A 19,479-nucleotide genomic window follows, 5' to 3' on the forward strand; every position below is an offset into this window, starting at 1 on the left:
GTTAGAGACCTTTGCACGAGTGGATGTACGGTCAAAAATGGTTAAAACAGCGCGCTTAATTTAGGACACCTCAATGCAATTTAAAACTCTAATGGATTTTGTTGGCAATACGCCACTGGTAAAATTACAGCGCATGGTGCACGCCCAAACCGGCAGTGTGGTGTTGGCTAAGTTAGAAGGCAACAACCCGGCGGGTTCGGTCAAAGATCGCCCCGCGTTAAACATGATTAAGCAGGCGCAATTGCGCGGCGAGATTAAACCGGGCGACACCTTAATTGAAGCCACCAGCGGCAATACCGGTATTGCATTGGCGATGGCGGCCGCCATTATGGGCTATAAAATGAAATTAATTATGCCCAATAACATGAGCATGGAGCGCAAAGCGTCCATGGCCGCTTACGGTGCCGAGCTGATTGAAGTGAACGTGAGCCAAGGCATGGAAGGCGCGCGTGATTTGGCCATGCAGATGGCCGCCGATGGGCAAGGGTTTGTATTAGACCAATTTTCTAATCCCGATAATCCCATGGCGCACTACCTAACCACCGGCCCTGAAATTTGGCGTGACACCCAACAAACAGTAACGCATTTTGTCAGCGCGATGGGCACAACGGGCACCATTATGGGCACATCCATGTATTTAAAAGAACAGAATCCTCAAGTGCAAATTGTAGGGGTGCAACCTGAAGAAGGTGCGGCGATTCCCGGCATTCGTCGTTGGCCTGCGGCTTATTTACCTAAAATTTACCAAGCCAATCGAGTCGATAGAATCATCGACATGTCGCAAAATCGTGCCGAACAAACCATGCGTGAGCTGGCCAAACAGGAAGGTATTTTTGGTGGAGTTTCGTCGGGTGGTGGGGTGGCTGCCGCCATACAATTAGCCAGTGAAGTGCATAATGCGGTGATTGTGTGCATTGTGTGCGATCGGGGTGACCGTTATCTTTCAACCGGGGTGTATGGACAATAAGTATGGCCAGAGAAATTGAACGCAAATTTTTGCTTAAAAGTGACGCATGGCGCGCTTTGGCCTACCAGCAAACGCATTTTGCCCAAGGTTATTTAAATGACATTGGCGCTGGCGGAGCCAAAAGTTCGGTACGTGTGCGTATTGAGGGCAGCCAAGCGAATCTAAACATAAAAAGCTTAGAAATCGGTTTGAGCCGCGACGAATACGAATACCCCATTCCGCTAGAAGACGGGGCGCGTATCCTAGCCACTTTGGCAGTTGGGCCGGTGATTGAAAAAATTCGTTATTTGGTCAAACATCAACAGCATGTTTGGGAGATTGACGAGTTTTTAGGTGAAAACTTAGGCTTAATTGTGGCCGAAGTGGAGTTAAGCTCAGAAACCGAAACGTTAACATTGCCCGAATGGGCTGGGTTAGAAGTCACCAATATAGCGCGTTATTACAATGTCAGTTTAAGCAAGACCCCTTATGGCTTATGGAGTTCGCATGAAAAAAATCACTAATGGTTTAAAAACCCCTTTAATGGCCGCATTGTGTGCCGCGTTGGCGTTGCCGGGTTACGTATTGGCGGCGGAGTTGCCAACCTCGGTGGTCAATAGCGGCAAAGCCACGGGCTTAATGCAGGTGTATCAATTAGCTGTATTGCATGACGCCACCTTGGCGCAGGCTCGGGCTCAGTTTGAGTCGGATCAACAAATTGTCACGACCGCACGCGCCAGTTTACTGCCGCAAGTAAAAGCCGACGCCAGTTATTTTATGACCGACAGCAGTATTGACACGTCGGACGTTAATACCCGAGATGCGTCCATTACGCTTAACCAATCGCTCTATCAACATGAAAGCTGGGCCAATTATGAAAAAGCGCAGTTTGGCTTTGAAGCGGCTCAAACTACTTTGCAAACGGCCGAACAAACGTTAATTTTAAGCGTTACTGAACGCTATTTTGATGTGTTACTGGCCAATGAAAACTTAATTTTAGCGCGCACCAAAGAGACCGCCGATAAAACTCAGTTAGAGCGCGCCGAGGCTTCGGCCGAAGTCGGATTAGCCAGTAAAACCGAAGTGCTGCAAGCCAAGTCCAGTTACGATTTGTCGCGCTCGGATCGCATTAGCGCCGAAAATCGTGTGGACGAAACCCATGAAAATTTAATGAAACTCACCGGACAGGCGCCCACGGAGCTTAAAAAATTACCCGTAGCGGTTAATCTTCCCAGTGTGCCTTACTCTTTAGCTTCAATTGAGGCTGTGGCGGAGCGCGATAATTTAAGCGTTAAATTGGCCAACGCCAATTTGGCGTCGTCGCAACAAGAAGTTGAAGTCCAAAAGGGAGGTTATTGGCCTACTGTGGGTTTACAAGCCAAATATTCAGACACCGCGTTTAGCGACTATTCCACCTCGGCGTCGGTCTTAACCACGCGCGATCGCAGTGCCGCAAGTGTTGGGGTAACGGTTTCTATGCCGCTCTATTCGGGCGGTGGCACCGATTCTAAAGTGAGTGCGGCGCGCGCACAAGCCAGCGCCAGCCAACAAGGGTTGCGCAATGCACGTGAACAAGCGCGTATTGACGCACGCGTGCAGTTGCGCAATGTGCAACGTGGTGCCGATTTGGTGGCCGCCTTGCGTGAGGCGGTGAACTCAAACGACGCCTTTTTAGAAGCCGCCGAAGAGGGCTATAAAGTGGGGTTGCAAAACCTATTGGATGTGCTTACCGCGCGGACTAATCAATATAATGCGCGTAAAAACTTGGTTGAAGCCATGCATTCACAAGTAATTACCCGCTTAAAACTTGAGGCCACTTTGGGTGATTTAACCACCGAAGATTTGGTGGCGTTTGACGGCTTACTCACGCAAGCCCCTATGTTTGCAAAATAAACGCACACCGCATTTGAACGCACTCTCTTGAAAAGACGCACTTTATTACAAGCAGGCCTGGTAAGTTTAACCAGCGCATCTTGGTTGGGCTTAAACGGCTGCAGTAATTCGGCCGATCGCTTAGACCCCAAAGTCATTCGCGCGGGTGTTACCACCCGCGTGCAAATGCTGGATCCTCGCAAAGCCACCGACGCATTGTCCAGTCGCATTAATCGCTTAATGTATCGCCAATTGATTGATTTTGATGCGGCGTTTCAACCCGTGCCCGATTTGGCGACGTGGGAGACTATCAGCCCGATTCATTATCGGTTTAGTTTGCAAAGCTTGCCCCTGTTTCATCACGGTAAACCCTTAAGTGCCACGGATGTGGCGGCCACCTATTTAAGTGTGCTTGATCCGGCGTTTGGTTCGGCACATTACGGCTCGCTCAACAACATTAGCCGCATTGACGTGGTGGATGAACGCACCCTAGATTTTTATTTGCATAAGCCCGATGCGCTGTTTGTCGGGCGTTTGGTGATGGGTATTTTACCGGCCGATTTAATCGCCGCAGGGCACCTGTTTCAACAGCAGCCGATTGGTTGTGGTGCGTGCCAATTTGTGTCAATGAACGAACAAAAGTTGGTGCTAAAACGGCGCAATGATGAGGTTTTACTGGAGTTTATACCGGTAAAAGACGCCACCACACGGGTGCTTAAACTGCAAAAAGGCGAGCTGGATTGGGTGCAGAATGATTTGTCGCCTGAATTGGTGCAGTATTGCCAACGCCAAGCTAATTTGGCGGTGCAATGGCAAGTGGGCACCAGTTTTGGCTATTTAGGTTTTAATTTTGAAGACCCCTTATTGGCTCAACTTCCATTACGTCAGGCTTTGGCCTTGGGCATTGATCGTCAAGCCATTGTCAATGCGCTGTTTGATGGTCACGCGCGTTTGGCCGGTGGGTTATTGGTGCCCGAACACTGGAGTGGTGCGCCCAGTTTACGCGGGTTTGCTTATGATTCAGAGCGGGCTAAGGCGTTGCTAAAGCAGGTAGTGATTCCACCAGGCCTGGTTAAGTTAAATCAACAAAATCAACCGATTATTGAACTAAGTTATAAAACATCCAACGACCCCACACGAATTCGTTTGGCGACGATTTACCAGTCGCAACTTAAAAAAATTGGCATTCATTTAAACATTCAAAGCTACGATTGGGGCACGTTTTACAACGACATTAAACAAGGGCGTTTTCAGCTTTTTAGTCTGGCGTGGGTGGGCATTAAAAGCCCCGATATTTTTCAATATGCGTTTGATTCTAATGCGATTCCACCGTTGGGCGCTAATCGTGGGCGTTACCGTGATGCGGTGACCGACCAGTTAATTTTGCAGGCCACGCAAACCCAAGACTTGTCGGAACAAGCGGCACTTTATCAGCAACTGCAAGCGCGGTTACAAGACAATTTGGCGCATTTGCCCTTGTGGTTTGAAGACCAGTATTGTGTAACACGCCATGGTGTTACGGGCTACACGGTGTATTCGGACGGCCGTATGGATGGACTGTTGCAAGTGCAAAAACAGCCCGCGCCTGTTAAGAGTTCAGCGTAATGTTAAATTCCCTAAGTGCTGGATCACCAGGCCTGGTCAATGCCGTAATCGGTTTGGACATCTCTCTTTCGCAACAAATGCTTAGCGTGTATCAAGCGGGTCAGTTAATTAAAACTTATTCGGTGAGTACGGCTAAAAATGGCGCAGGCTCGCAAAAAAACTCTTATAAAACGCCGCTGGGCAGGCACATTGTGCGCGCTAAAATTGGTGGCGGTTTACCCATAAACAGTGTGTTAGTAGGGCGGCGACCCACCGGCGAACTGTACAGCCCACAACTGGCGCAACATGCGCCGCAGCGCGATTGGATTTTAACGCGCATTTTATGGCTGTCGGGCAAAGAACCGGGTTTAAATCGCTTGGGAGAGGTCGATACCATGCAACGCTATATTTACGTGCACGGCACGCCCGATTCCGAACCCCTGGGGGTGGCCTTATCGCACGGCTGTGTGCGCATGCGCAACGCCGATATTATTGAGCTGTTTGAGCTTACGCCGCTGTTTACCGAGGTAAATATCACCGTATGATGAGCTATTTTTTTAAATTATTAGGGTCGATTGCCCTCACCTCATGGGTGGTGGGCAGCTTGGTGTTTTTTTTAATTCACCTGGTGCCGGGTGATCCGGTGGCGGTGATGCTGGGCGACTGGGCCAGTCCCGCCGATGAAAATGCCTTGCGCCAACAATTGGGCTTGCACCTGCCTATTTGGACACAATACATTCATTATTTAAGCGGTCTTGTGCAATTCGATTTAGGCCAATCGCTGTTTTTTCAGCAGTCGGTGAGCAGTCTAATTTCCGAACGTTTTCCCATGACCTTAAAGTTGGCGGTCGTGGCGCTGTTGGTAGCGGTGTTGATTGCGTTTCCGTTGGGATTTTGGGCGGCCATGCGCGCCGGGCAGTGGCCTGATCATTTAGCCATGACGGTTTCACTGATGGGCGTATCGATTCCAAATTTTTGGTTTGGCCCCATGCTGATTTTACTGTTTTCGCTGGGCTTGGGTTGGTTGCCGGTAAGTGGTGCGGCGCAAGATTTTTCTTGGATTTTACCCGCCATCACATTAGGCACCGCCTTGGCGGCTATTTTAGCGCGCATGTTACGTGCTTCTTTGTTAGAAGTTTTGCACGAAGATTACATTCGTACCGCTCGTGCTAAAGGCTTGCCATCACGTTGGGTGTATGGCAAACACGCGTTGTTAAATGCGCTGTTACCGGTGGTGACCATTTTGGGGTTGCAATTGGGCACATTGCTGGGTGGGGCGGTGATTACCGAGGTAGTCTTTGATTGGCCAGGCCTGGGGCAGTTGTTGGTGGAGTCGATTCAACGGCGCGACTATCCCGTGGTGCAAGGCTGTATTTTGGTGATTAGCGTGGCCTTCATTACGATTAATGGGTTAACTGAATTGGTTTACGCCTGGATTGATCCGCGCATTAGGATGGGACGATGATGCTAATGTTATCCACGTTATCCATGTTAACTTCCCGCGTAAAGAAGGTTTTCTAAGGTGTTGAAATATTTAAGTTACAGCATTGTTGTCGTCTGGTTGTTAATGGCCATTATGGGGAGCTTTATTAACGAGGCCAGTGACACTGTTGTGCTCACACAATTTTTACAATCGCCTTCTTACCAGGCCTGGTTAGGTACCGATGAATTGGGACGACCTGTATTTGAACGCCTCATTTTAGGCGCGCAAACGTCGTTGTTGGTGGCGTTGGGGGTGGTGTTTTTTTCGGCGATGATTGGCGTCAGTATTGGGGTATACAGTGGGTATATGGGCGGCTGGACTGACCGCGTGATTACCAAAGTGATTGATGTGTTTTTAGCGTTTCCGGGGTTGTTGTTGGCGATTGCTTTAGCCGCCATTTTAGGCCCAGGAATTGAAAATGTAGTCTTTGCGTTGGTGGTGGTAGGTTGGGTGGGCTATGCGCGTTTGGCGCGTGCTCAAACCTTAAGTTTACGCCACCGCGAACACATCTTGGCTGCGCGCGCGATGGCGGTTCCACAACCGTTGATATTGTTTAGGCATGTTTTGCCTTTAATTTTAGCGCCACTGGGCGTAGAGGCGACGTTTGGGATTGCTGGAGCGGTGATTTCTGAAGCGGGCTTATCGTTTTTAGGGTTGGGCGTGCAACCGCCCGATGCCTCATGGGGCAACATGATTAAAGAAGGCACGCGTTATTTATTGGTGGCTCCACATTTAGTGTTAGCACCCGGTTTAGCCATGTTGTTGGTAGTCTTGGCGGTAAACTTGTTGGGTGACCAGTGGCGTGATTATTTGGACGTTAAACAGCGTGCTAACCAAAACTCTCGTTTGTCTTAATTTGGTATGAACAAACCGTGTTTTGACCAGGCCTGGTTAAGTTTTTAAACGTCTGTACGTGGTATATAAACGTTTAAAGGCGTTTAAAGGCAGTTATAAGCGTTTAAGAATGTGAACAGGATCACCAATTTTAATTTCACCCTCTCTTAATACTTTGCAACGTGCACCACCGCGCCAGTCGGGGGTTAACGCGTCTTTTAATTTTGGATTTAGCGCCAGCATTCTTGAACATGGATCGGTTTCGCAGGTGATTTCTAATAACACTGCACCAATTTGCACTTGTTGACCAATGAGTGCCTCGCTAAAATCCATGTCGTCAATCAATAAATTAGCACGTCTTTGCGTCCAATCTAATGGTTCACCAATCAAGGCGGTAACGGCGTCCCACGTGGCTTTAGACAATAACGTTACCTGCTTTTTAGGGTCTTTTTGACCGCGATAATCGCCGGTTAATCCGGTGGTAAGCCCTATTAAAATACGTTCATGCGTGATTATGTCGCTTTTTGATTGTGCGTGGGTGGCGATGCCGAGTAATTTTGCCATGGCGTTTTCTCCTGTAAATTTGCGCCATATTATCGCTGTTGAGTGTGACAATATTGTGAATTAACGGCTGTGTGCGGCTACTTTGGTATGATACTTACCTTAAAATAGACCTTGGCACGAGTAGATGTTTAATCAAAAATAGTTAAAGTTATCCTGCTTGTCGATGAAAAACTTGTCAATGTCTCACTGTTCACTGCATTTAATCGCTGCAATTAATTAAGTTTAACCCTATTTTTTCTTTTGCATCGCGCTCGTGCAAAGGTCTAATTAAGAATAAAAAGGAACTCTATGCACAAAGTTGAAGGTAAAGCGCTTTCATTAGGCTCTATTATGATTGACGTTGCCGGCACCGAGCTTACGCATACAGAATGCGAGCGCTTATTGGATCCGTTAGTGGCGGGTGTTATTTTATTTAGTCGAAATTTTGAATCGATTGAGCAGTTAACACAGCTTACTCAACACATACACGCGCTACGTCACCCACGGTTGTTAATTGGCGTAGACCATGAAGGTGGTCGGGTTCAGCGTTTTAAAACAGGTTTTACTCGCTTGCCGCCCATGCGTCTACTGGGGGAATTGTACGACCAAGACCCTAAGCACAGTTTAGAAGTGGCACAAAAAATAGGTTGGCTTTTGGCCAGTGAGCTTTTAGCGGTTGGTGTTGATTTTAGTTTTGCCCCCGTGGTCGATTTAGATTATGGAGAAAGTACCGTGATTGGCGATCGCGCGTTGCATCGCGACCCGTTGGTGGTAGGTAATTTGGCGTTTCACCTTATGCTGGGCATGCGCAAAGCGGGCATGGCTTCGGTGGCCAAACATTTTCCTGGTCACGGCTTTATCAGTGCCGACACACACACTCATGTAGCGGTAGACGAACGACCCTTAAACGACATTGTGCAACACGATGTTCAGCCTTTTTTGCGCTTAATTGAAAACGGCTTAGATGCAGTAATGCCAGCACATGTAGTGTATTCAAACGTTGACCGTTTGCCTGCTGGTTTTTCAAACTACTGGCTGCAAACGGTATTGCGCAAGCAATGTCATTTTGAAGGGGCTATTATCAGCGATGACATGAGTATGCAGGCCGCAGTAGCTTTTGGCGGTGCAACGCAACGAGTGCTAACCGCATTGCAAGCTGGGTGTGATTTGGTGCTGGTGTGTAATCAGCCCAACGCGGTAGATGAAGTGTTGGCCAATTTAAATTGGCATGGCAGTGTGTTATCACATGCGCGACTGATTCGGTTGCACGCCCACAATAAAGTCTTATTTGCATCATTAAAGTACGACCCACTTTGGCAAGCGGCGGTGACGGTGGTTAACCAACTTAATAATGAGTATGAGCAAAAATCACTCTTAGTATAATTCGTGAATTAAAAGGTGATTGAACGGTAATTAAGGAAGGTCTTTTATAAAATGTAGACCAAAAAAAAGCGCCTGATCAGGGCGCTTTTTAGTATTTGAAACCAGTCAAATAAAGAACGACAAATTAACGTTGACGCGCTTTGAATTTAGGGTTGGTTTTGCAAATAACATATACTTTTCCACGACGTTTAACGATTTGACAATCTTTGTGGCGTGTTTTGGCTGATTTTAACGAAGATAAAATTTTCATAGGATAGATCCATCTATTGGGCCGAATATTAATAACCAATTCGGTTTAAGTTCAAATTTGAAGTCGCGGATTATACGGTTTTAATTTACCCATGTCTAGCAAACTGTTTAATTTATGCTTAATTAGGCTGGTTTACGGCTCTTAATGCAGTTTTTATAAGGTTTTTTATAAGAGTAGCTGGCCTTTGGGGGTGTTTTAGTCTGTTTTAATAAAATACCGTATAATTTGGCGCTTATAATTAAACGGTTTTATTAGGTTTGATTGAGTTCTTTAGATTCAATCAAAGCCCATTGACCAAACCTTGAGTGTTGTGACGATGCTAAAAAAAGATAATTTAGATACAAAAGGCCGTGCAGAGCCTTCCCAATCAAAGCCTGGGGTCATTTCGCTTGATGTGGACACGGTAATGGGTCAAGACGGAACACTGGCCAAATTAGTGAGCGGGTACGGTGCGCGTCAATCGCAACTGGACATGGCGCACGAGGTTAAAGCACTTATTGATCAAGACAGCACGTTGCTGGCTGAGGCCGGCACGGGCACGGGTAAAACCTTTGCGTATTTGGTACCGGCTTTGCTGTCGGGTAAAAAAGTGATTGTTTCAACTGCAACCAAAACGTTGCAAGAACAATTGGTTAGCAAAGATTTACCTATTTTACTTAAAGCTTGCGGCGTAACCGGCAAGGCACGCTTGTTTAAAGGCCGCGAAAATTATGTTTGTCCGCAACGCTTAGAAATTACCGAAACCGCCGAACAGCACAGTCGTGAAGATTGGAAAAAACTGGCTTTAATTCGCGCTTGGAGTGAGCACAAAACTAAAACAGGTGACCGCGTAGAATGCGAGTCTGTGCCTGAAGACGATCCTATTTGGCGTAAAGTCTGCGCGCGCATGGAGTTTTGCCAAGCGGCCGAGTGCAGTGCCGAGTCGGGCTGTTTTTACCCTAAAGTAAAACAGCAAGCCGCCGATGCGCAGGTTCTGGTGGTAAATCATCACCTGTTTTGTGCCGATTTATCGTTGCGTGAGCAAGGGTTTGGCGAATTACTGCCCGAGGCTGAAGTGTATATTTTTGACGAAGCGCATCGTCTGCCCGACATTGCGGCGCAGTTTTTGGGGTTTGCCATTACTCGCGCCCAGCTAGACGAGTTGGTGCGCGACATTAAACAAGCGCAAAAACTTGAAGCTCCTGAATCGAAAGAACTTTCTGACCAGGCCAGTAAACTGGATGAACAAGTTAAACTGCTTAATGAGTCATTAGGCAAATGGGAGCGCCGTTGGACCTGGGAGCAGCTGCAAGACGAAAAAGTTTTTCAGCAGGCCATTAAACGGTTAATGGATGTATTAAGTTTTTTAACGGAGTCGCTTAAAGCGGTGGCCGAACGGGGTAAGCAAATTGGAGCCGTGCACAAGCGCGCCAAAGATTTGGAGGCTCAATTTAAAGATTGGATTACCAGTAAAAGTGAAAACAAAATAAGGTGGATTGAGTCTTCACAAGCGCGTTTTAAACTCAACTTAACGCCATTAAGTGTTGCAGGTCCATTTAGTCGTCAGCGTGAGCAAATGGGCGGTGCTTGGTTGTTTACATCGGCCACCTTAAGTGTGCGCAATAATTTTGATTATTTTGCCAAACGACTCGGCTTGGATGAGGCCAAAACCAGTCACTGGGACAGCCCATTTAATTACGCAATCCAAGGAGTGGTGTATCACCCGATTGGTCTGCCTGAGCCGCGTCACGAGTCGTATATTAAAGTGTGCTTGCGGGCAGCATGGCCTTTGTTAAAGGCCAGTGAAGGTCGGGCATTTATGTTGTTTACCAGTCATAAAGCTATGCAAGAAGCCAAAGCTATTTTAGAAACTCATTGGGACGGTGCGTTGTTAGTGCAGGGTGATTTGCCCAAACTTACGTTGCTTAAAAAATTTAAAGAAACTCCTATGGCCATTTTATTAGGCACCAGCAGTTTTTGGGAGGGCGTAGACGTTAAGGGCAATGCGTTAAAGTTGGTGGTGATTGACCGTATTCCATTTGCACCGCCGGACGATCCTATTGTGCAAGCGCGAGAGGCGTATTTAAAAGAAAAAGGTTTAAATGGTTTTGTGCATTTTCAATTGCCCGAAGCTGTAATGGCCATGAAACAAGGTGCAGGGCGACTTATTCGAGATATTACGGATACCGGTGTGCTCATGCTGTGCGACCCTAGGTTGTCGTCCAAAGGCTATGGCAAAACCATACGCGACAGCTTGCCGCCGTTTCCGTGGGTGTATTCGCCCGATGAGGCCATCGAGCGTTTGCTAGAGCCGGCATCTACTTTAGAATCAAATTTAGACAGTAAGGAAATCCTTGATGAAGCCCCAAAATAATGTAACGGTGCCATCGTTTACTCTGCTTGCCGTAGAAACCTCAACCGAGGCATGTTCGGCCGCATTGTATTTTGACGGAAGCTACTATGAAGTGTTTGAACGCCAACCGCAAAAACACGCCCATCGTATTTTAGAAATGGTTGATGAGGTATTAAACCAAGCGGGTATTAGCGGTTTTAATGTGGACTATTTGGCTTTTGGAGAAGGCCCCGGTGCGTTTACCGGCACGCGGATTGCCGCAGGGGTGATTCAAGGTTTAGCGTTGGGTTGGCAAAAACCAGTCATTAATATTTCGTCATTAGAGGCGATTGCCGAGGCAACGGTTAAACAGGTGGCCGCGGCATTGGTAACAACTAATCTAACGCTATCAGAGCAGACGATTACGTGGTGTGCGTTAATGGACGCGCGCATGCAAGAAGTGTATTACCTTCAAGGACAATATCATCCGCACAGTGGTCTTTGGCAAGTGCAAGATGCACAATTGCTACCACCCGATTGCGCCTTAGAGCAAATTAAAGTTCTAAATCAAGAGCACTATGTTCATCAAGGCCTTTTAATAGGCGTGGGGGATGTAAAATCAAGTTACCCAGGCCTGGTGAATGCCTTTAAATCATGGCATGATGCACTGCCTAGTGCATTGTCTGTGGTGCGTTTAGCGCAGGTAAAATTAGCCGATACCACGTATCGTGACTCTTTGTCAGACCATGATGTTCCTATGCCAGTGTATTTGCGCAATCACGTCGCGGATACCATTATTGAGCGTGCACTTAAAAATCAACTTAATACGCGATAAGCGTTATGTTGAGTGTGTTTGCTTAAAAATTAATCAATGTCACAAAACTGTAAGACTTCATTAGACTTTTTGACTTTTAAAGTTTATTACACACAATTTTATCCACAGGAAATGTGCATAAACCAGGAGTGAGCTTATGGAAACCCTTCAAACCCAATACACGTCGCCTTACCAGTTGGTAATGGTGGCTATTGATTTTCAGCTCAAAGCCAAAAGGTGTTAGAGCGTGCAACTGACCTTGCCTTACAAAATAAGGCACAAATAGAGTTAATTCATGTGGTTGAGATGCCAAGCTTTCCCGTGTTAGAAGACGTAGCCGTCATGGGCTTGCCAAGTATGTTAGATGCACAATTGCAGCAAACGCTCACCGATAAAGCCCTTACTCAATTAGCTAAGTTTGCTCAAGGGCATCAAATTCAGCAAACAACAGTATTGGTTGGTGTCCCAAGCGATGAAATTGTTCGATTTGCCCAACAAAAAATGTCGATGTAATTGTCTTAGGCATGCACGGTCGCTCAGGATGGAAAGCTTTATTAGGATCGACGGTCAATGACGTTTTACATACGGCACCCTGTGACGTGTTGGCGGTTAAATTAGCACCATAAAATTAATTTAAAAATTTAAAAAGAGGCGATGAGATGAAGCAGTTAAAGAAAATAATCACACTTAGTGCATTCGCCATGGTGTTAAGTTTTTACAACTTAGCCGGCTTTGCTAAAGATTTTAAAGTAGGCGAAACCGTGTTTGTGGCTTTTCCAGAAGCCAATATAAAAGACGATGCTTTCATTATAGGTAAGGTCACTCAGATTACCCCTAAAGGAGATTATCAAATTTCGGTTATCGATTACGTTAAGGGGCATGATTACGGTGTGTCTTGTGTACCTATGGTTAAAAACCAGGGCAACCAAGGGTATGGCGAGGGCTGGAGTGTCTGGACAGACACTAAAAATCTTGACAATAAGGCTATTGAATACAGAGTCGCTAAAGAAAATGTTTTAAATTTAATTTATGGCAAACAGTATTTCATCGAACGCAATAATTTATACATTGTGTTTGGGCGCTGGAAGTCGGATGCTCCAATGTTAACGATTGAACGTCTGGAACGCGCTAAAAGCGAAGCTGTTAGTATTCAAATGAGCGATTTAAACGATGCGTTTGATATAGCCATGTTGCACCGCGCCAGTTTTTACGGGGACTTTGGCCGGCCATTTTTACAGTTTGAAACCATTGAGCCACTTAATAAACTGCTTGAAACTGTTGGGGCTTTGTTGGCCAGTGATCCGGTGTTAAAAGATTTATGGCAAGAAAAATCTCGTGATTGGCCAACTATTTCAAAAAATACTCGGCACTATTTTTTAATTGAAGCCATTGACAAGTCACTTGCCGACGCTCAATCACAGCTATATAAAGAAGGGGTTGAACAAGCCGATGCGGCGCAGTTGGCGGCACTTAAAGCAAAATTAACAGGCCTACAAAGAAAGTAGAAAGAAAATAAAAATAAAAAATAAAAATAAAGAAGATAGTTTGGTCAATAGTGAGCTTAAAAAGGCCTTAAGGCACCTCTATTAAAAGGCCTTTTTGCGACATTGCCAAAGGTGTGTTTAAGGTTTGGGGTGTTTGTAATAAGTGTTGTTTAAATAATCTGATAATTGGGCAATTTCATCTTCAAACATACCCGTGTTTAAGTTGTCGCTGCAAAATTGAACTGTTTTTTCTAACTTAGCATACGAATTCGATTTTTAGGATCGTACGGTTGAGCGGCATGGCATTTCATGCAGTCGGCTTTCTTATGCAAAACTTCACCAGGATGAGGCTCGGCAAAACTTGCTTGGCTAAAAAGTAATGTACTAAAAGTAATCAACATCGCGCGTTTTTTCATGTGAAACTCCAGAGTTGTTTAGGGTTAGATAGGGCAGATGACCATTCACGTTTAAACCAAACTTTATTCTACTGAGTTTATGGTAAAGCGCGCACCAAAAAAATTGTGGCATGGCTTAAGTAAATTTATCACGATGCGAAAATTCCAGGTTTTAACTGGTTCGCACGCTATTTAAGGAAGTTTGATGAGTGAATTAACGTTTATTAAAGGCAAAGACGCCTGTTTAGAAATTTCAATTGCAAATATGCATCGTATTTTAAAAGACGCTGGGTTTCAAATTGTGGAGGCTTCTTGGTTAAATCCTGTGCCCAATATTCACTCGGTGCATATTTATGATGCGCGTTGCCCAGGCCTGTTTACCAATGGTAAAGGTACCAGCGCAAAATCTACTTTAGCCAGTGCGTTGGGTGAGTATTTAGAGCGTCTTTCAACTAATTATTTTTTCTCTGATTATTGGCTCGAAAACCCCAGTAAACCATCGAGCTTTTCTTGGTTGTATTATCCCAACGAAAAATCATTTACTCCCAGTCAGATTGAGTCGTGTTTAACCCCCAAATTGTGGCGTTTTTACGATGATAATAACGGTTTACAAGCCAATGAATTACTGAGTTTTAATGATTCGCAAGCCAATATTAGAGCTGTTGCCATGCAGGGCGTTTTTTCGGGAGATACTGTGTATTTTCCAATGAATTTGTTCAGTAATTTATACGCCAGTAATGGGCTATCTGCAGGTAATAATGCATTAGAGGCTAGGGTTCAGGGATTGTCTGAAGTGTTTGAACGCTGGGTAAAAAACAAAATATTACGTGAAAACCTGTGTTTGCCTGTGGTGCCCGAAGCGGTGGTGCAAAATTATCCTGCGGTGGTTGAGGCAATGGCGGCTTTACAAGAAGAAGGCATTAGTTTGTCCATTCGTGATGCCTCGCTAGGCGGGCAATTTCCGGTGATAAATGTAACTTTGTTCGAGCAGAAAACGGGGCGTTGCTTCGCCTCGTTTGGCGCGCATCCATTGTTTGAAGTGGCTCTAGAACGAACCTTGACCGAGTCATTGCAAGGCCGAAAACTAGGCGATTTAGATGGTTTTCAGGTGCCTGTTTTTGACGCTTTCGCCGTGGCTGAAGACGAAAATATAGAAAATCATTTTATTGATTCGAGCGGTTTGATTCATGCTCACTTTGTTTCAAATGATTTTGATTTTGAATTTACGCCTTGGGATTTTGCCGGTACCACCGAAGAACAGTGGCAAGCCTTGTGCGCCATGGTAAAAGCGCAAGGTGCCGAAATTTATTTGGCTGATTACAATCATTATGATTTTGCCGCTTGTCGTCTTGTGGTGCCCGGCATGTCCGAAATTTATCCACGCACAGAGCTTCTTGATAGCAATCAAAACACGGGTAGAGAAGTGCGCGAAGCATTACTAAACTTACCACACAGCCAAGATTACTCTGGCTTGGTCGATTTGCTAGACGATTTAGGTTTGAGTGACCATCAGGGCGTGGCTTCTATTATTGGGTTAATGCCTGATCCTGGAACATTTTGGGCGCAGGTGAAAGTGATAGAGTTAAAGTTTTGGTGCTATTTAGCTTCGAAGCAATCAGAGTTGGCCCTAGAATCGGTGCAAGATGCACTCTATTTTATAGGTGAAAGTAGTGCGTTTATAAAACGATACCGAGCATTGCAGTTTTGTTTAGAAATGCATTTGGAAGGTGGTGAGGTTAATTACTTCTCAACCGAACAGCTGTTTGGCAAGTCTGATTCTGACCAGGCCTGGTCTAATATTGCAGGACAGCAGTTGTTTTGGGGTGAAGTGGTGGGCTTGGATATTTTTGAGACCAGTCAACGTCACCAGGCGTTGCTGTCTATTTATGAAAGCACTCAAGCCGTAAAAGCGGCCAGCATTGCAGTCTGATTGTGCGAAGGTTTTTTGTTGAAACCTTTGCACGTGTTAATAGTTGGCCGCAGTCTCTTTTGAGGCTGTAAATTTGCTTAAAAGTCGTATAAAACCGTCATGATGGTTTGGCCATCGGTTTTTTTATTGCCTTCAGCGGGTTGATCGTTGTGACGGTATTTGTACGCTAATTTAAGTTTTAAATGGTCGGCTAATTTCACTTTAAAACCCGTGTTGGTTTCGAGTTTGTTTTGTTCCTGACCCGCAAAATATAATGCGTCTTGAGCAAATGAGATTTGTTGATTGATTTGATGGTTAAAGTCTATTTTGAGTCGGCCAATGGTTTGAGTTAAATCTTTTTCGCCCGAACGTTGGCTGTAATCAGTCGTTTGCTGTCCCAAACCCGCTTCAGCTGACAGTTGAGTGGTGGGCGTGTTAATAAATAAGCGCCCTAAACCAAATGTGACCAAGGCGTTTAAATCTATTTCTTCAAAACGGTCTTGTTCAAGACGGGATTGTGCAAAGCTGTAATAGCTACGCGCTTCGTTGTAAAAATGGTTGTATTGCGCATCGGCAATGTAGCGCTCTTGGGTTTGTAAGCTGTTTTCGGATTTATACGCGCCTTCAAATAACGATTTTATTTCATACACTTTTTGCACATAATTGAGTTTTAAAGCACCGTAAATGGCTGTGCTGGTGGTGTTGCCTGTGCTGTCGGTTAGACCAAATTCACCCGAACCGTTAAAGCCTGTTTGAGTGGTACTGGCCATAACCGAGGCTGAGCCAGTCAGCAGTGCAATAGATGAAAATGCGCATAACACGCGGTGTTTAATGAGCATAATAAAAGCCTAAAAAGTGAATAATTGGGCACCATGGTAACAATCTACCGCAAAATATCAACCCACCTTACTCGGCTTACGTGTAGGTTGCCATGTGTCTTACAACGTCATTTAATCGCTTTAAAAGACAAAAACATGGCTAATCCATACACATAAAGTCTAAGTTTGCTAAAATAAGCATAATTTGTAATTTAACGGATAAGACGGTAAACGTATGAAACTGGATTTTTTAGATTTTGAACAGCCTATTGCTGAGCTTGAGGCAAAAATAGAAGAGTTACGCCACATGGATGGTGGTGACATGAATATTTTGCAAGAAGTGTCTGCGCTTGAGCAAAAAAGTAAGACGCTGACTCAAACCATTTTTAAAAAGCTCACAGATGTGCAAATTGCTAAGATTTCACGCCATCCACAACGTCCTTATGCGCTGGATTACATTAACGCCATTTTTACCGACTTTAAAGAGTTGCACGGCGATCGAGCGTTTGCTGATGACGAAGCCATTGTCGGTGGTTTAGCTCGTTTAGACGGTCAAAGTATCGTAATCATTGCCCAAGAAAAAGGCCGTGACACTAAAGAAAAAATTAGACGTAACTTTGGCATGCCACGCCCTGAGGGTTATCGCAAAGCATTACGCTTAATGAAAATGGCCGAACGTTTTCATCTGCCTTTGCTTACTTTTATTGATACACCCGGTGCATACCCAGGTATAAACGCAGAAGAGCGCGGTCAAAGTGAAGCGATAGCGCGTAACTTAATTGAAATGGCCGAATTAAAAGTGCCTATTATTTGTACTGTAATTGGTGAAGGCGGTTCTGGCGGTGCATTGGCTATTGGGGTAGGGGACGTCACTATGATGATGGAGTTTAGCACCTATTCGGTCATTTCTCCTGAGGGGTGTGCTTCTATTTTGTGGAAAAACGCCGCCAATGCACCCGACGCCGCAGAGGCTTTAGGCATTACCGCACCGCGTTTAAAAACCTTGGGTTTGGTTGATCAAATTATTCCAGAGCCTTTGGGTGGGGCGCATCGAGATCATGCTATGTCTGCGCAAAACCTCAAAACTGCACTATTAGCTCAATTAAATGGCATTAAAACCAAGCCAATTGACGCATTGCTAGAACAGCGCTATCAGCGCTACATGAATTATGGCAATTTTGAAGTTTAAATTTGTTTAAAGCGTGCTTAAATATCGTTTAAACACGCTTTGACCAGGCCTGGTGAACACGTTGCTTTCAAAATTTATTCGTGACTTTATCCAAGACACAGTCCAACAACTTCCAATAGATGCACGTGTGTGCGTTGGGTTTAGCGGTGGGCTAGACTCCACTGTTTTATTGCACTTGCTAAGTCAGGAACCCGAAATAAAACAGCGGTTGTACGCTTGCTATATTCACCATGGATTGCATGTTGAAGCGTCGGTTTGGCAAGCGCATTGTTACCAAGTGTGTAAAACCCTTAATGTGCCGTTTAGTGCTGTCGCAATTCAGCTGGAAGCGCAGCCAAAAATGGGCATTGAGGCGGCGGCTCGCACTTTGCGTTACAGAGCCTTGGTTGAGCAATTAAGCGGTGAGCACGATGTGCTTTTAACCGGTCATCACCAAAGAGATCAAGCTGAAACCGTGTTGCTTAATATGCTGCGCGGCAGTGGCGTAAAAGGTTTGGCGGGGATGGCATTGTCTCGAAATCTTACCATTGGCACGCGCACCGTTAAGTTACATCGTCCTTTATTAAATGCACCTTTTAGCGCGCTGCAAGAGTTTGCACAAGCCCATAAGCTAACTTGGGTTGAAGACTCTTCTAACCAGTCCAATGATTTTAAGCGTAATTTTGTGCGAAACCAGGTGTTGCCTTTGTTGCATCAACAATGGCCAAGCTCTCAAAATACCCTGGCGCGAACGGCGCAAAACTTGCAAGAAAGTAGCGCATTATTAGACCGTTTAGCCAAAATTGATTTAAACCAGGCCTGGTCAAATCCTTTTTATATTGATTTAAGCGTCTTGTCACAGGCTGAAACTGCTAATGGCACTCTAGACTGGGCTGGACAAAAAAACGCTCTTCGGTTTTGGTTTTGGACGCATCACCGTATTATTTTGCTGTCGCATCATTATGAGTGGATTAACCGTGTGATGAGTGCTCAAGGGGATGGAAAAAAGAACGCGTTTAGCTGCGTTTTATCTCAAGGTGAATTGCGATTTTATCAAACTCGATTGTATTTTTTGTCAACTGCAAGACTGTCGAGCAACAAATTAAGTTTAAGCTTAGCGCAAGCGTTACAGCGATTAAATCGTCCTGTTTTTTTACAAAACCACGAGAGTGATGTGCTTACCGGAGATATTGTTGAAAATGAGTATGCGTTTTACCTAAGCAAATCACAGTGGTTAGCTGGGAATGAATCATCTGATGAGTTAATGACAAATTTGTCTATTCTCGATTTAGACAGTGTTCGCGCCCAGCCTGATTTAGCAGAGCAGTTAAATACGCACAGATTAAAGCGATTTTTTCAAACACAGTGCATTCCAGTATGGGAACGTTCGGCTTGGCCTGTTTTGGTTATGAATCAATGCGTTATATCGGTTTTAGGATGTAAAAAGTCGCTTAAATCAGGTAGCTTTAAGTGTACAGACCCCAATTTTAAAGTGTTAAACGAGGGTTTTTTGCATGATCAGACCCAACGCGTAATCCTTAAATTAAATCAACATGAGCGTTTGCAATTGCTGACGATTGATTGACGTTCAATTGGTTTTAGGGTCGTTTGCGGCTAATTTGACGTTCAAATTGGGCGGCAACGCGGTAAATAGCGTTGCCCAAAAGGTCGTTTTCAGCTATAAT

Annotated in this window: 18 protein-coding genes and 1 pseudogene; 15 read left to right on the forward strand and 4 right to left on the reverse strand. The window is 45.2% G+C overall.

The features are described 5' to 3' along the window. Positions 1-73 precede the first annotated feature (73 nt). Genes cysM through EP181_RS05225 form a run of 7 tightly spaced genes read left to right on the forward strand, consistent with a single transcriptional unit; the run spans position 74 to position 6,740 of the window. Positions 74-967 carry a cysteine synthase CysM gene (cysM, locus tag EP181_RS05195; RefSeq protein ID WP_127470713.1) on the forward strand — a complete coding sequence of 298 codons (894 nt, stop codon included), beginning with the start codon at positions 74-76 and terminating at the stop codon, positions 965-967. A 2-nt stretch (positions 968-969) separates the two neighbouring features. Then, complete coding sequence (locus EP181_RS05200) at positions 970-1,470, forward strand: CYTH domain-containing protein (RefSeq protein WP_127470714.1); 501 nt, start codon at positions 970-972, stop codon at positions 1,468-1,470. Then, complete coding sequence (locus EP181_RS05205; RefSeq protein ID WP_232023534.1) at positions 1,454-2,839, forward strand: TolC family outer membrane protein; 1,386 nt, start codon at positions 1,454-1,456, stop codon at positions 2,837-2,839. The genes EP181_RS05200 and EP181_RS05205 overlap by 17 nt, the downstream gene beginning before the upstream one ends. 27 nt (positions 2,840-2,866) lie before the next feature. Beyond that, a complete protein-coding gene (locus EP181_RS05210; protein ID WP_127470715.1) occupies positions 2,867-4,423 on the forward strand; it encodes an ABC transporter substrate-binding protein in 1,557 nt (518 codons plus the stop codon). Next, a complete protein-coding gene (locus EP181_RS05215) occupies positions 4,423-4,947 on the forward strand; it encodes a L,D-transpeptidase (RefSeq protein ID WP_197723401.1) in 525 nt (174 codons plus the stop codon). The genes EP181_RS05210 and EP181_RS05215 overlap by 1 nt, the downstream gene beginning before the upstream one ends. Next, on the forward strand, positions 4,944-5,867 hold the full coding sequence (nikB, locus tag EP181_RS05220; RefSeq protein WP_127470716.1) for a nickel ABC transporter permease: 924 nt from the start codon (positions 4,944-4,946) through the stop codon (positions 5,865-5,867). The genes EP181_RS05215 and nikB overlap by 4 nt, the downstream gene beginning before the upstream one ends. A 57-nt stretch (positions 5,868-5,924) precedes the next feature. Continuing rightward, a complete protein-coding gene (locus tag EP181_RS05225) occupies positions 5,925-6,740 on the forward strand; it encodes an ABC transporter permease (protein WP_232023535.1) in 816 nt (271 codons plus the stop codon). Between the two features lie 93 nt (positions 6,741-6,833). Here EP181_RS05225 and EP181_RS05230 read toward each other — a convergent pair whose 3' ends face one another. Beyond that, positions 6,834-7,283 (reverse strand): MOSC domain-containing protein, encoded by a 450-nt coding sequence (locus EP181_RS05230; protein WP_127470717.1) that lies wholly within the window; start codon positions 7,281-7,283, stop codon positions 6,834-6,836. A gap of 288 nt (positions 7,284-7,571) precedes the next feature. Here EP181_RS05230 and nagZ point away from each other — a divergent pair, with 288 nt between their 5' ends. Continuing rightward, a complete protein-coding gene (gene nagZ, locus EP181_RS05235) occupies positions 7,572-8,645 on the forward strand; it encodes a beta-N-acetylhexosaminidase (RefSeq protein ID WP_127470718.1) in 1,074 nt (357 codons plus the stop codon). 124 nt (positions 8,646-8,769) lie between these two features. On the opposite strand, the gene ykgO is transcribed toward nagZ, so the two are convergent. Continuing rightward, the gene (gene ykgO, locus EP181_RS05240) at positions 8,770-8,895 is read right to left on the reverse strand and encodes a type B 50S ribosomal protein L36 (protein ID WP_127470719.1); all 126 of its coding nucleotides are present in this window, start codon (positions 8,893-8,895) and stop codon (positions 8,770-8,772) included. Positions 8,896-9,211: 316 nt separating this feature from the next. Between ykgO and EP181_RS05245 the strand changes: the two genes are divergently transcribed. The 4 genes and pseudogenes from EP181_RS05245 to EP181_RS05265 all read left to right on the forward strand — a co-directional run bounded on the left by EP181_RS05245 (position 9,212) and on the right by EP181_RS05265 (position 13,525). Continuing rightward, positions 9,212-11,248 carry a DNA repair helicase YoaA gene (locus tag EP181_RS05245; RefSeq protein WP_127470720.1) on the forward strand — a complete coding sequence of 679 codons (2,037 nt, stop codon included), beginning with the start codon at positions 9,212-9,214 and terminating at the stop codon, positions 11,246-11,248. Beyond that, entirely contained in the window at positions 11,232-12,041 is an 810-nt protein-coding gene (gene tsaB, locus EP181_RS05250; protein ID WP_127470721.1) for a tRNA (adenosine(37)-N6)-threonylcarbamoyltransferase complex dimerization subunit type 1 TsaB, read from the forward strand. The genes EP181_RS05245 and tsaB overlap by 17 nt, the downstream gene beginning before the upstream one ends. 216 nt (positions 12,042-12,257) lie before the next feature. Further along, positions 12,258-12,646, forward strand: a pseudogene (locus EP181_RS11975) (universal stress protein). Positions 12,647-12,679: 33 nt separating this feature from the next. After that, the gene (locus tag EP181_RS05265; protein ID WP_127470724.1) at positions 12,680-13,525 is read left to right on the forward strand and encodes a hypothetical protein; all 846 of its coding nucleotides are present in this window, start codon (positions 12,680-12,682) and stop codon (positions 13,523-13,525) included. A 230-nt stretch (positions 13,526-13,755) separates the two neighbouring features. Here the strand turns inward: EP181_RS05265 and EP181_RS11905 are convergent, their stop codons facing one another. Next, positions 13,756-13,920 (reverse strand): hypothetical protein, encoded by a 165-nt coding sequence (locus tag EP181_RS11905; RefSeq protein WP_172959697.1) that lies wholly within the window; start codon positions 13,918-13,920, stop codon positions 13,756-13,758. Between the two features lie 184 nt (positions 13,921-14,104). On the opposite strand from EP181_RS11905, the gene ycaO reads away from it, so the two are divergent. Further along, the gene (gene ycaO, locus EP181_RS05270) at positions 14,105-15,829 is read left to right on the forward strand and encodes a 30S ribosomal protein S12 methylthiotransferase accessory factor YcaO (RefSeq protein ID WP_127470725.1); all 1,725 of its coding nucleotides are present in this window, start codon (positions 14,105-14,107) and stop codon (positions 15,827-15,829) included. A 77-nt stretch (positions 15,830-15,906) separates the two neighbouring features. Here the strand turns inward: ycaO and EP181_RS05275 are convergent, their stop codons facing one another. Beyond that, complete coding sequence (locus EP181_RS05275) at positions 15,907-16,647, reverse strand: DUF481 domain-containing protein (RefSeq protein ID WP_127470726.1); 741 nt, start codon at positions 16,645-16,647, stop codon at positions 15,907-15,909. Between the two features lie 214 nt (positions 16,648-16,861). Here EP181_RS05275 and EP181_RS05280 point away from each other — a divergent pair, with 214 nt between their 5' ends. After that, positions 16,862-17,815: an acetyl-CoA carboxylase carboxyltransferase subunit alpha gene (locus tag EP181_RS05280; protein ID WP_127470727.1), complete on the forward strand. Its 954-nt coding sequence runs from the start codon at positions 16,862-16,864 to the stop codon at positions 17,813-17,815. A 61-nt stretch (positions 17,816-17,876) separates the two neighbouring features. Then, a complete protein-coding gene (gene tilS / locus EP181_RS05285) occupies positions 17,877-19,379 on the forward strand; it encodes a tRNA lysidine(34) synthetase TilS (RefSeq protein WP_127470728.1) in 1,503 nt (500 codons plus the stop codon). Positions 19,380-19,479: the final 100 nt, after the last annotated feature.

The organism is Thiomicrorhabdus aquaedulcis, assembly GCF_004001325.1.
GTDB classification, from domain to species: Bacteria; Pseudomonadota; Gammaproteobacteria; order Thiomicrospirales; family Thiomicrospiraceae; genus Thiomicrorhabdus; species Thiomicrorhabdus aquaedulcis.

Coding starts and splice junctions, on each gene's coding strand:
- cysM (WP_127470713.1), top strand. CDS start 74: ATGCAATTTAAAACTCTAATGGATTTTGTTGGCAATACGCCACTGGTA.
- EP181_RS05200 (WP_127470714.1), top strand. CDS start 970: ATGGCCAGAGAAATTGAACGCAAATTTTTGCTTAAAAGTGACGCATGG.
- EP181_RS05205 (WP_232023534.1), top strand. CDS start 1,454: ATGAAAAAAATCACTAATGGTTTAAAAACCCCTTTAATGGCCGCATTG.
- EP181_RS05215 (WP_197723401.1), top strand. CDS start 4,423: ATGTTAAATTCCCTAAGTGCTGGATCACCAGGCCTGGTCAATGCCGTA.
- nikB (WP_127470716.1), top strand. CDS start 4,944: ATGATGAGCTATTTTTTTAAATTATTAGGGTCGATTGCCCTCACCTCA.
- EP181_RS05230 (WP_127470717.1), bottom strand. CDS start 7,283: ATGGCAAAATTACTCGGCATCGCCACCCACGCACAATCAAAAAGCGAC.
- nagZ (WP_127470718.1), top strand. CDS start 7,572: ATGCACAAAGTTGAAGGTAAAGCGCTTTCATTAGGCTCTATTATGATT.
- ykgO (WP_127470719.1), bottom strand. CDS start 8,895: ATGAAAATTTTATCTTCGTTAAAATCAGCCAAAACACGCCACAAAGAT.
- EP181_RS05245 (WP_127470720.1), top strand. CDS start 9,212: ATGCTAAAAAAAGATAATTTAGATACAAAAGGCCGTGCAGAGCCTTCC.
- tsaB (WP_127470721.1), top strand. CDS start 11,232: ATGAAGCCCCAAAATAATGTAACGGTGCCATCGTTTACTCTGCTTGCC.
- EP181_RS05265 (WP_127470724.1), top strand. CDS start 12,680: ATGAAGCAGTTAAAGAAAATAATCACACTTAGTGCATTCGCCATGGTG.
- EP181_RS11905 (WP_172959697.1), bottom strand. CDS start 13,920: ATGAAAAAACGCGCGATGTTGATTACTTTTAGTACATTACTTTTTAGC.
- ycaO (WP_127470725.1), top strand. CDS start 14,105: ATGAGTGAATTAACGTTTATTAAAGGCAAAGACGCCTGTTTAGAAATT.
- EP181_RS05275 (WP_127470726.1), bottom strand. CDS start 16,647: ATGCTCATTAAACACCGCGTGTTATGCGCATTTTCATCTATTGCACTG.
- EP181_RS05280 (WP_127470727.1), top strand. CDS start 16,862: ATGAAACTGGATTTTTTAGATTTTGAACAGCCTATTGCTGAGCTTGAG.